The organism is Paracoccus sanguinis, assembly GCF_900106665.1.
GTDB lineage: Bacteria > Pseudomonadota > Alphaproteobacteria > Rhodobacterales > Rhodobacteraceae > Paracoccus > Paracoccus panacisoli.
On sequence record NZ_FNNA01000004.1, the window covers coordinates 84123 to 99271 of the forward strand.

Below are 15149 nucleotides of genomic sequence, written 5' to 3' on the forward strand. Positions count from 1 at the left end.
ACCTGCTTCCCCCGCGAAAGGACAGCCATGCTGGGCTATATCCTGCGCCGCATCCTCGCCGTGATCCCGGTGCTGGTCATCGTCGCGGTGTTCGTCTTCCTGCTGCTGAGGCTGACGCCGGGCGACCCCGCGGCGATCATCGCGGGCGATCAGGCCACCCCCGCCCAGCTCGAGCGCATCCGTGACGCGATGGGGCTGAACGATCCGATCCCGGTGCAGTTCGTCACCTGGGTCGGGCAGCTCGCGCGCGGCGATCTGGGCACGTCGCTGATCTCGAACAAGCCGGTGACCGAGCTGATCGGCGCGCGATTGGGCCCGACGCTGTCCATCGCCGTGCTGACCATCCTGATGTCGGTGGCGCTGGCCGTGCCGATGGGGGTGCTGGCCGCCTGGCGGCACCGGAAATGGGTCGACTACCTCGTGATGACGTTCTCGGTGCTGGGCTTTTCCGTCCCCGTCTTCGTCATCGGTTATCTGCTGATCCTGCTGTTCTCGATCAAGCTGGGCTGGTTCCCGGTGCAGGGCTTCACCCCGATCTCGCAGGGGCTGCTGCCGTTCCTGCACAAGGCCTTCCTGCCGGCGCTGACGCTGACCACCATCTATGTGGCGCTGATCGCCCGGATGACGCGCGCCAACATGCTCGAGGTGCTGGGCGAGGATTATATCCGCACCGCCCGCGCCAAGGGCGCGCCCGAGCGCACGGTGCTGTTCCACCACGCGCTCAGGAACGCCGCCGTCCCGATCCTGACGGTGATCGGCACGGGCTTCGCGCTGCTGATCTCGGGCGTGGTGGTGACCGAAAGCGTCTTCAACATCCCCGGCATCGGGCGGCTGACGGTCGATGCGGTGCTGGCCCGCGACTACCCCGTGATCCAGGCCATGATCCTGCTGACCAGCGCCATCTATGTGCTGGTGAACCTGCTCATCGACCTGTCCTACACGCTCTTTGACCCGAGGATCCGCTATTGACCGACGCGACGCTTCCCCCCCAATCGCGCCTCGGCGCGGTCCTGGCGCAGTTCGGCTGGGCGCCCCGCGTGGCCATGGTGGTGCTGGCGCTGATCGCGCTGGCGGCGCTGGCCGCGCCGTGGATCGCGCCGCATGACCCGCTGGCCATGGACCCGCTGCAACGGCTGAAACCGCCCACCGCCGACCATCCGCTGGGCACCGACAACTTCGGCCGCGACCTGTTCAGCCGGGTGCTGTGGGGCGGCCGTGTCTCGCTGCTGATCGGGATCGGCGCGGCGGTCGTCTCGGTCCTGATCGGCATGGCGATCGGGCTGGTGGCGGGTTTCTTCCGCACCATGGACGCGATCGTGATGCGGATCATGGACGCGCTGATGGCGATCCCCGCGATCCTGCTGGCCATCGCGCTGGTGGCACTCAACGGGCCCTCGATCGGCTCGGTCATCGCCGCGATCACCATCCCCGAGATCCCGCGCGTCGTCCGCCTCGTCCGCGCGGTGGTGCTGTCGGCCCGCGAAGAGCCGTATGTCGAGGCCGCGCTGGCCCTCGGCACGCCGCTGCCCTCGGTGCTCGTGCGCCACCTGCTGCCCAACACCATCGCGCCGATGATCGTGCAGGGCACCTATATCCTCGCCTCGGCGATCCTGACCGAGGCGATCCTGTCCTTCCTCGGCGCGGGCGTCAGCACCGAGACGCCGACCTGGGGCAACATCATGGCCGAGGGGCGGACCTTCTTCCGCATCAAGCCGGAACTGATCCTGTGGCCCGGCCTGGTGCTGTCGCTCTGCATCCTGTCGGTCAACCTGCTGGGCGACGCGGCCCGCGACATGCTGGACCCGCGCCTGAAGAAGAGGGCCGGCTGATGCACCGCACCCGCGACTATTCCGCCGAACCCGAGGTCCTGACGATCCGCGGCCTGACCGTGCGGCTGGCCGGCAACGCCTCGGCCCCCCCGGTGCTGGACGGCATCGACCTGACCATCCGCCGGGGCGAGACGCTGTGCCTGGTGGGCGAAAGCGGCTCGGGCAAGTCGGTCACCTCGCTGGCCACGATGGGGCTTCTGCCCGACGCGCTGACCGTCACCGGCGGCGCGATCCGGCTGGGGGCCGAGGCGCTGCTCGACAAGTCCCCGGCCGAGCTGCGCGCGCTCAGGGCCAGCCGCATGGCGATGATCTTCCAGGAGCCGATGACCGCGCTGAACCCGGTCCTGCGGGTGGGCGAGCAGGTGGCCGAGGTGCTGCGCCTGCACGGGCAGGGTGGCGCGGGATCGGACGCGCGGGTGCGCGAGATCCTCGCCCAGGTCCACATGCCCGACATCGACCGCATCCTGCGCGCCTATCCGCACGAGCTGTCGGGCGGCCAGCGCCAGCGGGTGATGATCGCCATGGCGCTGATCCTCGGCCCGGCGCTGCTGATCGCCGACGAGCCGACGACGGCGCTGGACGTGACCACGCAGAAGCAGATCCTGACCCTCATCGACGAGCTGAAAGAGGCGCACGGCACCGCGGTCCTCTTCATCACCCACGACATGGGGGTGGTGGCCGAGATCGCCGACAGCGTGGCCGTGATGCGGCACGGGCGGATCGTCGAGACCGGCCCCATCGGCACCATCCTGCGCGACCCGCGCGAGGCCTATACGCGCCAGCTTCTGACCGCCGTGCCGAGCCTCGTGCCGCGCGAGCCGCGCCCGGCCGGCGCGGCGGCGCCCGCGGTGCTGGACGTCGCGGGGCTGGGCAAGCGCTATGGCCAGACCCGCGCCGCGGCCGATGTGGGGTTTGCCCTGCCGCCGGGCCGGACGCTGGGCATCGTGGGGGAAAGCGGCTCGGGCAAGTCCACGGTCGCGCGCTGCATCATGCGCCTGATCGAGCCGACCGAGGGCCGCATCTCCCTCGCCGGGGCCGACATCGCGCATCTCTCGCGCGGCGCGCTGCGGCCCCACCGCAAGCGCATCCAGATCGTCTTTCAGGACCCCAACCGCTCGCTCAACCCGCGCTGGAAGATCGCCGACAGCCTGATCGAGGGGCCGCGCAACTACGGCACGCCCCGCGCCGAGGCGCTGGCCGAAGCGCGGCGACTGTTGCAGATCGTGGGCCTGCCGGCGGATGCGATGGACCGCTATCCGCACCAGTTCTCGGGCGGCCAGCGCCAGCGCATCGCCATCGCCCGCGCCGTCGCCATGCGCCCCGAGGTGCTGGTCGCGGACGAGGCGGTGAGCGCGCTCGACGTCTCGGTCCAGGCGCAGGTGCTCGAATTGCTGGACCGCATCCAGCAGGATTTCGGCATCGCCATCGTCTTCATCACCCACGACCTGCGCGTCGCGGCGCAGATCTGCGACGACGTGCTGGTGATGCAGCGGGGCCGGGTCGTGGAACACGGCCCCGCGGCCGAGGTGCTGGCCCACCCAACCCACGCCTACACCCGCGCGCTGATCGAGGCCGCGCCCGGCCGGGGCTGGGATTTCCAGCATTTCCGGGAAACTGCGGCGCCCGCGACCGCGTCGCCGCCCCCTCCCGCCGCCTGAGGCGGCCGCGGGCAGCCCTCGCCGCCCGTGGCCCACCTGCACCGCCCGCCTGACGAAAGGAACCGACCATGCCCACCCTGTCCCCCATCGCCGAGCGCGCCGAGGCGCTGACGGCGTTCTTCCGCGACCTCCACGCCCATCCCGAGCTGGGGTTTCAGGAGACCCGCACCGCCGCCCGCGTGGCCGAGGCGCTGCGGGCGGCCGGGGTCGACGAGATCCACGAGGGGATCGGCGGCACCGGCATCGTCGCGGTGATCCGCGGCAAGGGGCAGGGCAACCGCCGCATCGGGCTGCGCGCCGACATGGATGCGCTGCCGATCCATGAGGCTTCGGGGGTGGACTACGCCTCGCAGAACCCCGGCACGATGCACGCCTGCGGCCATGACGGCCACACCACCATGCTGCTGGGCGCCGCCGAATACCTCGCCGCCACGCGAGAGTTCGACGGCACCGCGGTGCTGATCTTCCAGCCCGCCGAAGAGGGGCTGGGCGGCGCGCGCCGGATGATCGACGAGGGGCTGTTCGAGCGGTTCCCGGTCGACGAGGCCTACGGGCTGCACAACACCCCCGACGGGCAGGTGAACCGCGTGGGCCTGACCAAGGGCGCGGCGATGGCAGGGGCGGCGTTCTTCGACATCGCCATCACCGGCCGCGGCAGCCACGCCGCCCAGCCCCAGCACGCCCGCGACGCGCTGGTGATCGCGGCCACGCTGGTCGGGCAGTTGCAGACCATCGTGGCCCGCAACGTCCCGCCGCTCGACACCTGCGTGCTGTCGGTGACGCAAAGCCACGCCGGCACCGCCTATAACGTGGTGCCCGAGACGGCCACGCTCGCCGGCACGATCCGCTATTTCCGCCCCGAGGTGCTCGAGTTGGCCGAAAGCCGGATGCGGACCCTGTGCGAGGGGCTGGCGCTCGCCTACGGCGTCACGATCGAGGTCGACATCCGCAACGCCTTCGACGTGCTGATGAACGACCCCGACCTGTCGGACGCCTATCTCGACGCGGCCCGCGACGTGGTCGGCGCCGATCTGGTCCATGACGGCGACCCGCCGATGACCGGGTCCGAGGATTTCGCCGACATGCTGCAGGTCGTCCCCGGCGCCTATCTGCGGCTGGGCCACGCGGGCACCGTGCCGCTGCACAACCCGGGCTTCGTGCTCGACCCCGGCTGTCTGCCGGTCGGCGCCTCGATCCTCGCCCGGATCGTCGAGCGCCGGCTGCCGCTGCGCGAGGCCGCGTGATGGACCCGCTGGCCTTGCCCTTCGACGAGGGCGAGATGCTCGCCCGGCTGCGCCCCTGGATCGAATGCGAAAGCCCGACCTGGGACGCGGACGCCGTCACCCGGATGATGGACCTCGCCGCCCGCGATGCCGAGGGCTGGGGCTGCACCGTGGACCGCATCCCTGCCTCGGGCGGGTTCGGCGGCTCGATCCGCATCCGTGTGCCGCATCCCGATCACGGGCGGGTCAAGGGGGTGCTCGTCTCGGGGCACATGGACACGGTCCACCCCGTCGGCGTGCTGGAGAAGAACCCGTGGCGGGTCGAGGGCGGCAAGGCCTGGGGGCCGGGCATCCAGGACATGAAGGGCGGCAACTTCGCCATGCTCGAGGCCGCGCGGCTGCTGCACGCGGCGGGCGCCCGGACGCCGCTGCCGGTCACCTTCCTCTTCACCCCCGACGAAGAGGTCGGCACCCCCGCCACCCGCACGCTCATCGAGGACGAGGCGCGCCGCAACGCCGCCGTCCTGCTGCCCGAACCCGCGCTCCGCGACGGCGGCGCGGTGACGGGCCGCTACGCCATCGCCCGCTTCGACCTGCTGACCGAGGGCCGCCCGAGCCACGCCGGCTGGGCGCTGCGCGAGGGCCGCTCGGCCATCGCCGAGATGGCCCGCCGCATCCTCGACATCGAGGCGCTGACGGGCGACGACTGCACCTTCTCGGTCGGCGTGATCCATGCCGGGCAGTGGGTGAACTGCGTCCCCTCGCGCTGCGAGGCCGAGCTGCTCAGCATGGCCAAGACCAAAGGTGACCTGGACGGCGGGGTGGCGGCGCTGATGGCGATGCAGGGCGAGCGCAACGGGGTCGAGTTCACCGTGACCCGCGGCGTGACCCGCCCGGTGTGGGCGCCCGAGCAGCCCGGCACGATGCAGCTTTACGCCCTCGCCCGCGACATCTGCGGCCGGCTGGGGTTCGATCTGACGCACGAGAGCTCGGGCGGCGGCTCGGACGGGAACTTCACCGGCGCGCTGGGGATTCCGACGCTCGATTCCATCGGCGTCCGCGGCGCCGGGCTGCATACGCTGGACGAGCATATCGAGACCGACAGCCTCGTCGAACGAGCCCGGCTTGCGGCGGGGTTGTTCATGGAGATCCGGGGGTAGGACGAAGGGGCAGGGCGGCCGTTCGGGTCGCCCCCCTCTCACCCGACCGTCGCCTCGCGCGTCAGCCACGCCTCGAAACCCTCGGCCGCGGCGCCGAACCTGTCGGTGAGCGGCGCGCCCGGCCGCTCGGTCGAGGCCCGCCACAGCGCGACCGCCGACAGCCCGTTGTACCAGGCGACCCCGGCGGGGGAGCGGGGGGTGATCAGCACCTCGCGCTCGGACAGGCGGCCGTCCTCGACCACCACGCGGCGTTCTGTGGTGATTGCGGTCGCGGTATCGTGGGCGGGCGCGTCGTCGGGGAAGCCCGAGCGTGCGCGCCAGAAGGGCGCGGCGGCGCGGGCCGTCTCGGCGCGGATGAAGTCGCGCCCGATCCGGGCCTGCCGCAGGAAGAGGTCCGTGGCCCGCTGCCCGAGGAAGCGCCGCGCGAGGGCGTCGGCCCCCGCGTCACGACCGGTGGCGAGGGTGCGGCGGACGGCGGCGGCGGCGAGCGCGCTCGACACGGCCCAGAACATCCCGTGCCCGGACAGCGGGTCCATCGCCGCGCTGGCGTCCCCGATGGGCAGCACCGACAGGTCCGCCGGCACGCCCGACAGCAGCGGCGAGGATTCGCGCACCAGCACGGCGTCGCTCTCGGGCCGGAACCCCTCCGGCAGCCACGCGGCACATTGCGCGAGGCTGCGCGCCAGCCGCGCGGCGGGGCGCGCCTGATGCGGGTCGGCGGCGTCGAGCGTCACCTGCAGCCACGCCCGCCCGCCGCCCATGCCGGCGAACCACGCCCAACCGGCGTCGAACGGCAGGACAATCGTCTGCGGCGGTGTTGACGGCGGGCCCGCGAGCCAGGCGCCCAGCGAGACCGTCGCGGGACCGCGGCGGACGGGGCGCCGGGCCGCGCCGCGGCGGCCGCGGGCGTCGAGGACCAGGGCGGCGGCGAGACGCTCGCCCGAGCCGAGGACGGCCGCGCCCGGCTCGGGGGTGGCGACGCCGGTGATGACCCGCGCCCCGGCCCGCGCGGCGGCGCGGCGCAGCGCGCGGTCGAGCGCGGGGCGGGCCACGAGCAGCTCGTGGTTGCCCTCGTGCATCGTGCCGGACCAGAGGCTGCGGCGGGGGGCGGGGACCGGCTGAAGCGCCCCGGCCTCCAGCATCCCGCTGCGGCCGAGCCAGGCGTGAAGGCGGGGGCTCATGCCCTCGATCCGGTCGGGGGCTTCGTCGGGATCGATCAGCACCACCCGCGCCCCGTCCCGCGCGGCCAGCCAGGCGGACACGGCGCCGGCCGGGCCGCCCCCGATCACCACGAGATCCGCCGTCTGCCCCATCCCGCCCCTCCATTCCCGGCCAGCTTGCCCGCGCGCCGGGCGGAAAGTTGACATTTCCGGCCAATCTCGGGGCGCGCGACATCGCGCCGCATCTTTGTCCGGAAATGTCAACTTTCGGGGGCCGGCCTTCGCAAGACTGGGGCCGAACCAAGCATCCTGCGGGCCGCCGCCCGCCGAGCCAGAGGACCATCGCCGGATGAACCGCCTGACCCTAGCCATGCTTTCAACCTGCGCCACGCTGGCCCTTGCCGCCCCCTCGCTCGGCGCCACGGGGCAAGAGGTGCTCGACACCATCTGCGCGGCCTGCCACGCCAAGGACGCCGACGGGAAATATTCCCGCATCGACGCCAGCCGGCGCACGCCCGAGGGCTGGGACATGAACGTGGTGCGGATGATCCGCAACTACGGCCTCAACCTCAGCGACGCGGATCGGGCCGCGGTGGTGCGCTACCTCGCCGACACCCGCGGCCTCTCGGTCGAGGAGACCGACGGCTACCGCTACGTGCTCGAGAAAGAGCCGGTCGCCGACGACACCGGCGTCAACCAGCTGATGACCGAGACCTGCCGGCGCTGCCACTCCTACGCGCGGGTGGCGCTGCAACGGCGCACGCCCGAGGACTGGAAGAAGCTGATCAACTTCCACCTCGGCCAGTTCCCGTCGCTCGAATACCAGGCGCTGGCGCGCGACCGCGACTGGTGGGGCATGGCCAATGGCGAGGTGCTGGGCGAGCTGACCCGGCGCTATGTGGACGGCGGGGCGCCGGCCAAGGCCGAGGTGGACATGACCGGCGAATGGCGCGTCGCCGGGCACCAGCCGGGGCGGGGCGACTATACCGGCGCGATGACGGTCACGGCCGAGGGCGACGCCTACGCCGTGACGGTGGAGCTGACCTATGCCGACGGCAGCACCGCGACCCAGAGCGGGCGGGCGATCCTCTATGGCGCGGGGGAATGGCGGGGCAGCCTGACCTCGGCCGACACGGCGCTGCGGCAGGTGCTGGCGCTGCGCGCGGACCGGACGATGGACGGGCGCTGGTTCCACACCGACCAGGACACGATCGGCGGCCGGATCAAGGCGGTGCGGGCCGATGCCGCGCCGCAGATCCTGTCGGTCAGCCCCGGGCACCTCAAGGCCGGCGAGACGGCCGAGATCACCGTCAGCGGCATCGGCCTGACCGGTGCGCCGGCCCTGCCCGCAGGCGTCACGGCCGAGGTGGTGTCGCAGGACGCAACCAAGGTCGTCCTCAAGGCCACTGCCGCGGCCGATGCCCCCGCCGCGGCCGGCGACGTGGCGATCGGGGCCAGCGCGCTGCCCGGCGCCCTGACGGTCTATCCGGTGCTCGACCGGGTGACGGTGGAACCCGCGCTCACCTATTCCCGCATCGGCGGCAACGGCGGCCCGATCCCCAAGCACCCCGCCCAGTTCGAGGCGATCGGCTGGCTGAACGGCCCCGACGGCCAGCCCGAGACACCCGACGACATCCGCGTGGGCGCGATGCCGGCCGACTGGCGGACCGAGGATTTCGACGACGCCGCCCGCCAGATGGAGGACGCCCGCTTCGCCGGCCAAATCCAGCCGGACGGCCAGTTCCTGCCCGCCGACGCCGGGCCGAACCCCGAACGCCCGATGATGACCAACAACGCCGGCAACCTGAAGGTGATCGCCACCGTAAAGGACGGCGACACGACGCTCGAGGCGCAGGGGCACCTTTACGCGACGGTGCAGCGCTTCGTCGACATGCCGATCAACTGAACGAGGCCGGAGATGAGCGCGCTTTCCCTGATCCGCCACAACGCCCACCGCGTGGACGTCGATGGCCACGCCATGCTGATGCACGTCCCGACCACCAGCCTGTTCGAGATGGATGCCGTCAGCCGGGACGTCTACGACCTGTTCCGCCGGGTGGGGGTCGCCGACGCAGACCTGCTGCAATCGGAACTCGGCGACCGGTTCAGCCCGCAGGACCTGGCCGAATGCGTGCAGAGCTTCGTCAGCCTCGACATCCTGCGCGATGCCGCGGACCCCGGCACGCCGCTGGCCATCCAGAAGGTCGAGGACATCGCCCTGTCCACGATCGTGCTGAACGTCAACACCGGCTGCAACCTCGCCTGCACCTACTGCTACAAGGAAGACCTGACCACGCCCGCCAAGGGCGAGCGGATGGACTTCGAGACGGCGCGCAAGTCGATCGAGCTGCTGCTGCGGCAGGCCGCCGCCCGCGACAGCGTCAACGTGGTGTTCTTCGGCGGCGAGCCGCTGTCGAACATGGCGCTGATCCGGCAGGTGGTGACGTATGCCGAGGCCCGCGTGGCCGAGCTGGGCAAGGCGGTCGATTTCTCGCTGACCACCAACGCCACGCTGCTGACCGAAGAGATCGTGGACTGGCTGAACGCCCACCGCGTGGCGGTCACGGTCAGCATGGACGGGCCGCGCGCGCTGCATGACGCCAACCGCAAGACGGTCGGCGGGCGCGGCACCTATGACGTGGTGGCGGCGAAGGTGCGGATGCTGCTGGCCCGCTACGACGCGCGGCCGGTCGGCGTCCGCGTCACCCTGACCCGCGGCGTCACCGACGTGCTGGCGATCCACGACCACCTGAAGAACGACCTCGGCTTCGCCGAAGTGGGCTTCGGGCCGGCGACCTCGGGGCCGATCGCGGTCTTCAACCTCGACGGCGAGCTGCTGAAACAGGTGTTCGAGGACATGAAGTCGCTGGGCCGCCGCTATGTCGAGGCCGCGATCCGCGGCGAGAACATCGGCTTTTCCAACATGCACCAGCTTCTGACCGACATCGCCCAGGGGATGAAGAAGGCCGTCCCCTGCGGCGCGGGCCTCGGGATGCTGGCGGTGGACAAGGGCGGCGACCTGCATCTCTGCCACCGCTTCGTCGGGTCCAGCCAGCCGACCTACGGCAACGTCGACCGGGGCATCGACGTGCCCCGCCTCGCCGCCTTCATCGAGGGGGCACAGGACCGCTCGCAGTTCGGCTGCCGGACCTGCCGCATCCGCTCGATCTGCGCGGGCGGGTGCTACCACGAAAGCTATGCCCGGCAGGGCGACCCCTTCGCCCCCGTCTATCACTACTGCGACCTGCTGCGCGACTGGGTGGATTTCGGCATCGAAAGCTACACCCGCATCATGCCGGCCAACCCGTCGTTTTTCCGTCGTCACCTCGAACCGAGGAGAGCCCCCCAATGAAGCACCTGACCCCGGCCAACGCCAAGGCCAAGCAATTCACCGAAGCCGCAGCCGAAGGGCGGCAGGACGAGGTGGTGGCGATGAACTCGATGGTGGGCTGCACCACCTCCTTCGACCCGGGGTGGGAGATCGACGCCTTCGGCGGCGTCGCCAACCTCTGCCAGCCGATGGAGGCCGACCTCTACGGCTGCGCCGACCCGTGCTGGTGGCCCGCGCAGGTGCCCGACACCATGAGCACCTATCCGAACTGGAGCGACAAGGCCGCCGACGTCCTGAACGACTGGCGCCAGCTTCAGTCCGTGTTCCCCAAGTCGAAGGTGTGACGCCCATGCTGAACCGCCTGTCCCTCATCGCGCTCGCCACCCTGCTGGGCGCGGCCCCGGCGCTGGCCAAGGACTATCTGCTTGTCCCCGCCCGCCCCGACAAGCTGGTCGTCGTCGACGCCGCCGCGATGGCGGTCGAGAAGGTGATCCAGCTCGACGACGCGGGCCCCTTGCCCAGCCTGCCGGTCGTCAACGCCGACGGCACCCGCGCCTATGTGCTGATGAACACGCTGGAAAGCATCGCCATCGTCGACCTCGAAAGCGGCAAGACGCTGAAGCGGATCGAGATGAGCAGCGTCGACGAGCGCGTGAAGGGCATGTTCGGCATGGACCTGTCGCCCGACGGCAAGACGCTCGCCGTCTATCAGAGCCCGGTGCGGCGGCTGGTGGACGAGTTCCAGGTCCAGCCGACCCGGATCGCCTTTTACGACGCCGAGACGGGGGCGCTGAAATCGACCGCCGAGGCGCCGCGCCAGATCACGCTGCTGGCGTGGTCGCGCGACGGCAGCAAGCTCTACGGCATGGGCCGCAGGATGCACGTCTTCGACGGGGCGGGGCAGAAGATCGACGAAAAGCCCATCCACGGCTGGGAAACCGAGAAATACGGCCAGCCCGACGTGCTCGACGTCTGGTCGCAGTTCGAGGTGTCGGGCGTGATGGCCGCGCCCTTCTATGCCTCGCGGCTCGACCTGCCCGCCGGCGATCCCACCGCCTTCCGCACCGGGCTGCTGACCCAGGACCTCGCCACCGGCGAGCTGAAGATGCAGGAGGTCGAGGTCGCCGACATCTTCTATTTCTCGACCGCCGTCAGCCCCGACAAGACGCGCGCCTATGGCGCCTACAACTTCCTGTCGAGCTTTGATCTCGACACCGGCAAGCCGATCAAGCGGGTGCCGCTGCCGCACAGCTATTATTCGGTGAACGTCTCGACCGACGGCAAGACCGTCTATCTGGGCGGCGCGCTGTCGGACGTCGCGGCCTATGACGCCGAGACGCTGGAGCGGAAGGGCTCGGTCGAGATGCCGGACAAGGCGTCGATCTCGCTCGCGTCGGTGCGCCTGTTCACGCGGGCGGACTGATGCAGGCGGGCGCGCCCCGGATCGGCATCGTGGACAGCGGCGGGCCCGCGGGCGCGATGGCCGGGGCGCGCGCCTTCCGGCCCGACGGCGAGGCCGAGGCGCAGCCCGACCGGCTGGGCCACGGCACCGCCTGCGCGGCGCTGATCGCCCGGGCGGCCCCGGCCGCGCGGCTGTGCCACGCGCAGGTCTTCGATGACCGCCCCGTGACCAGCGCCGACCGCGTGGCGCGCGCGATCCTGTGGCTGATCCCGCGCAGCGACCTGATCCTGCTGAGCCTCGGGCTGGGCGCCGACCGCCCGCCGCTGGCCGCCGCCTGCATCGAGGCGCGGCGCGCGGGCGTGACCCTCGTCGCGGCCGCGCCCGCGCAGGGCGGGACGTGCTGGCCCGCGGCCTATCCCGGCGTCATCGCCGCGACCGGGGACGCGCGCTGCGGCTGGGACGAGCTGTCGCTCTTGCCCGGCGGCCGGATCGGGGCGTGGTGCGCCTCGCCCGAGCAGGGCGGGCGGGGGATGGGCGGCGCAAGCCTCGGCGCGGCCCGTGTCGCGGGCCACCTCGCCGCCCACTGGCGGACGAGCCACCCCGACCCGCACGGCTGGCTGTCCGCGCGCGCCGTCCACCTTGGCGCCGAGCGGCGGGGGCTTTGCGCATGAGCGTCAGGGACGGGATGGCGCGGCTGGCGGCCCGGCGGGTCTTCGGCGCGGGGTCCGACTGGATCGCCCCGGTCATCGCCCGGGCCCTGCCGGGGATCGGGGTGGTGCTGGCGACCTCGCTCGGGGCGGCGGTGCTGGCGCTGGCGCCACCGTGGCTGACCAAGCAGCTCATCGACAAGGGGCTGGTCGCGGGGGACGCCGCCGCCCTCTGGCTCTATGCCGCGGCGCTGTTCGCGGTCGGGCTGGCGGCGCTGGGGTCGGGGGCGGTCAACAGCCTTCTGCACCTGCGCTATTCGGCGGCGATGCTGGCTGACCTGCGGGGCCGGATGCTCGGCGCCGCGCTGGCCCGCCCCGCCGCCCGCCCGCCGCTGCCGGTCGGCGAGGCGATGGCCGGGCTGGACGGCGACACCGCCGAGATCCAGCAGTTCGCCTTCAACAGCCTCTTGGCCGCGGCCGGATCGCTGTTCCGCCTGGCCGGGGGGGCGGCGATGCTCTTCGTGCTGGAATGGCGGCTGGCGCTGCTCGCCGTCGCGGCGGCGCCCCTGAACCTGATCTTCCTCGCCTGGGCGCGCCCGCGCACGCAGGCCCGGGCCGAGGCCGTGCGCGAGGCGCGCGGCACCCTCTCGTCCTGGCTGGTCGAGACGGTGGTGGGCCTGCCCTCGCTGCGCGTTCTGGGGGCCGAGGCCACCCGCGCCGCGGGCTTCGCCCCCCTGCAGCAGACCCAGATCGCGCTCCTGATCCGCCAGCGGCGCTGGCTCGAGCTAACCGGCGCGGTGCCGCAGGTCATCAACGCCGCCGTCCGCTCGGCGGTGCTGCTGGCCGGGGGGCTGATGGTGATCGCGGGGACATGGCCGCTCGGCTCGCTGATCGCGTTCCTGGCCTATGTCGGCATGATGACCGGGCCGCTGCAGAACCTGCTCGGGCTCTATCACGCGCAGGCGCAGGCCCGCGTGGCCCTGGCCCGTCTGTCGGCGCTGGCGGCCGAGGCCGGGGCCGATGCGCCCGGCCCCGGCCCGGCGCGGCCCCCGGCGCCGGGGCCGGGCGGGCTGCGCTTCGTCGCCGCGCGCGCGCAGGCGGGGCGGCACCTGCCGCTGACGCTGGCCATCCGGCCGGGGCAGCGCGTGCTGATCGACGGGCCATCGGGGATCGGGAAATCGACGCTCGCCGCGCTCGCCATCCGCGCCGCCGCGCCCGCGCCGGGCGCGCGGGTCTATCTCGACGGCGAGGATGTCTTGGGCCTCGACCCCATCGCGCTGCGCCGCACCATCGCGGTCGTGCCGCAGGCGAGCGTCCTCTTCCGCGGCACGCTGGCCGAGAACCTGCGGCTGGCCGACCCGCAGGCGGACGACGCCCGGCTGTGGCAGGCGCTGGGGGATGTCGGCCTGGCCGAGGCCCTGCGCCACCGCGGCCACGACCTGACCGCCCCCATCGCCGAAGCGGGCCGCAACCTCTCGGGCGGCGAGCGCCAGCGGATCGTCCTCGCCCGCGCGCTCCTGCTGCCGTTCCGGGTGCTCGTCCTCGACGAAAGCCTGTCCGAGGTCGACGCCAGCGCCGCGGCGGCGATCCTGTCCGCGATCCTGGCGCGCCACCCCGACCGCACGCTCATCGTCATCGCCCACGCAGGCCCTGCGCGCGACCTCGGCTTCGATCAGGTCGTGGCGCTGGCCCCCGACCCGGCCTTGCGCAGCTCGCGCGGCGAGGCGCCGAACCAGCGCGAGAACGCGCGGGAGAACGCGGTATGATCGGAATAGCCCAGCCGCATCGAGATCTCGATCATCGGCAGGTCGGTGCGCACCAAGAGCGCGTGGCCCACGTTGCGGCGGCAGGATTCGGTCAGCTCGTGAAACGAGGTGTCCTCGGCGTCGAGCTGCCGGCGCAGGGTCCGGCGCGAGACGCCGAGTGCGCGCGCGATGGCGTCCTGATCGATGTCATCGCGCCCGATCCGCTCTATCATCGCGTGCCAGACGCGGTGGCTGACCGGCTGGCGCAGCCACATCGCCCGCAGATGCGTCTCGAGCGCGACCATCGCCTCGCGGAAGGCGCGGGCGGTGTCCGGGCCCTCGCCCTCGGCGCGGCGGCGGTCGAGCAGCCGGGCGGGGAAGACGATGGCGTTCGTCTCGCCCTGCCGGGGCACCGAGCCCACGGTGGCGGCGAAGGCCGCGCCCTGCGCGCGGGGGTCGTGCTCGAAGTTCAGCGCGCAGGCGGTCGTCGCGTCGGGGGCGAAGCGCCGGGCGATCCCGCTCAGCACCGCGAGCGTCAGTTCGGAATCGGCGCGACGGGGCCAGACCTCGTTGTCGAGGATGCGGTAGCTGAAGCTCGCGCGGTCATCCTCGACCTGGAAATCCACGCTCGAGGCCGACTGAAGCGCGCCGAACCCCTTGTGAAACGCGCGCAGCGCCGCCCCCAGCGTGGGGGCCAGCGCCACCGTGCAGCCCAGCACGCCCAGATCGGCGAGGTCCATCGCCTGTCCCGCGCGCCAGATCGCCAGCGGATCGAGCGAGCTCGCGGCAATCGCCTCGAGGCTCGCCACGAAATCCGCGAGCCGCATCGTCGGCGCCGCCTCGGCGCCGCCCTCGGCTGCGCCGCCCCCGACCACCGACAGCGGCCGCGAGATGATCCACGATCCCTCCACCCGAGTCGCCTCCACTCTCCCCGGGGGACGAGCATCGCGGCGATCCCCGCCGTCCGTCAACCGGCTTCGCTCAAACCGCGCGC

General features: G+C 72.4%; 13 protein-coding genes. 11 read left to right on the top strand and 2 right to left on the bottom strand.

Annotated features, from left to right (window positions below; translation table 11 throughout):
- Positions 1-27: 27 nt before the first annotated feature.
- The 5 genes from BLW17_RS13260 to BLW17_RS13280 all read left to right on the top strand — a co-directional run bounded on the left by BLW17_RS13260 (position 28) and on the right by BLW17_RS13280 (position 5870).
- The gene (locus BLW17_RS13260; protein ID WP_043130917.1) at positions 28-969 is read left to right on the top strand and encodes an ABC transporter permease; all 942 of its coding nucleotides are present in this window, start codon (positions 28-30) and stop codon (positions 967-969) included.
- Between the two features lie 74 nt (positions 970-1043).
- Complete coding sequence (locus BLW17_RS13265; protein ID WP_081969248.1) at positions 1044-1829, top strand: ABC transporter permease; 786 nt, start codon at positions 1044-1046, stop codon at positions 1827-1829.
- On the top strand, positions 1829-3487 hold the full coding sequence (locus tag BLW17_RS13270; RefSeq protein ID WP_036736167.1) for an ABC transporter ATP-binding protein: 1659 nt from the start codon (positions 1829-1831) through the stop codon (positions 3485-3487). The genes BLW17_RS13265 and BLW17_RS13270 overlap by 1 nt, the downstream gene beginning before the upstream one ends.
- A 68-nt stretch (positions 3488-3555) precedes the next feature.
- Positions 3556-4731, top strand: a complete 1176-nt coding sequence (locus tag BLW17_RS13275) for a M20 aminoacylase family protein (RefSeq protein WP_036735963.1) — start codon at positions 3556-3558, stop codon at positions 4729-4731.
- Positions 4731-5870, top strand: coding sequence for a M20/M25/M40 family metallo-hydrolase (locus BLW17_RS13280; protein WP_170835611.1), 1140 nt, complete (start codon positions 4731-4733; stop codon positions 5868-5870). The genes BLW17_RS13275 and BLW17_RS13280 overlap by 1 nt, the downstream gene beginning before the upstream one ends.
- Positions 5871-5908: 38 nt before the next feature.
- Here BLW17_RS13280 and qhpG read toward each other — a convergent pair whose 3' ends face one another.
- On the bottom strand, positions 5909-7183 hold the full coding sequence (gene qhpG, locus BLW17_RS13285) for a flavin-dependent monooxygenase QhpG (RefSeq protein WP_074826817.1): 1275 nt from the start codon (positions 7181-7183) through the stop codon (positions 5909-5911).
- 196 nt (positions 7184-7379) lie between these two features.
- On the opposite strand from qhpG, the gene peaA reads away from it, so the two are divergent.
- From peaA to BLW17_RS13315, 6 genes are read left to right on the top strand one after another with little or no spacing between them, the layout of a single operon-like run.
- Positions 7380-8936: a quinohemoprotein amine dehydrogenase subunit alpha gene (gene peaA, locus BLW17_RS13290; RefSeq protein WP_036735967.1), complete on the top strand. Its 1557-nt coding sequence runs from the start codon at positions 7380-7382 to the stop codon at positions 8934-8936.
- A 12-nt stretch (positions 8937-8948) separates the two neighbouring features.
- The gene (gene peaB, locus BLW17_RS13295) at positions 8949-10382 is read left to right on the top strand and encodes a quinohemoprotein amine dehydrogenase maturation protein (protein ID WP_036735969.1); all 1434 of its coding nucleotides are present in this window, start codon (positions 8949-8951) and stop codon (positions 10380-10382) included.
- Positions 10379-10705 (top strand): quinohemoprotein amine dehydrogenase subunit gamma, encoded by a 327-nt coding sequence (gene qhpC / locus BLW17_RS13300; RefSeq protein ID WP_036709981.1) that lies wholly within the window; start codon positions 10379-10381, stop codon positions 10703-10705. Before peaB ends, qhpC begins: the two co-directional genes overlap by 4 nt.
- A 5-nt stretch (positions 10706-10710) precedes the next feature.
- Positions 10711-11784 (top strand): quinohemoprotein amine dehydrogenase subunit beta, encoded by a 1074-nt coding sequence (gene peaD, locus BLW17_RS13305; protein ID WP_036735970.1) that lies wholly within the window; start codon positions 10711-10713, stop codon positions 11782-11784.
- The gene (gene qhpE / locus BLW17_RS13310; protein WP_074826821.1) at positions 11784-12434 is read left to right on the top strand and encodes a subtilisin-like serine protease QhpE; all 651 of its coding nucleotides are present in this window, start codon (positions 11784-11786) and stop codon (positions 12432-12434) included. The genes peaD and qhpE overlap by 1 nt, the downstream gene beginning before the upstream one ends.
- Positions 12431-14176: an ABC transporter transmembrane domain-containing protein gene (locus BLW17_RS13315; RefSeq protein ID WP_036735238.1), complete on the top strand. Its 1746-nt coding sequence runs from the start codon at positions 12431-12433 to the stop codon at positions 14174-14176. Before qhpE ends, BLW17_RS13315 begins: the two co-directional genes overlap by 4 nt.
- Here the strand turns inward: BLW17_RS13315 and qhpR are convergent.
- Positions 14083-15066: an AraC-like transcriptional regulator QhpR gene (gene qhpR, locus BLW17_RS13320; protein WP_036735237.1), complete on the bottom strand. Its 984-nt coding sequence runs from the start codon at positions 15064-15066 to the stop codon at positions 14083-14085. The genes BLW17_RS13315 and qhpR overlap by 94 nt on opposite strands.
- Positions 15067-15149: the final 83 nt, after the last annotated feature.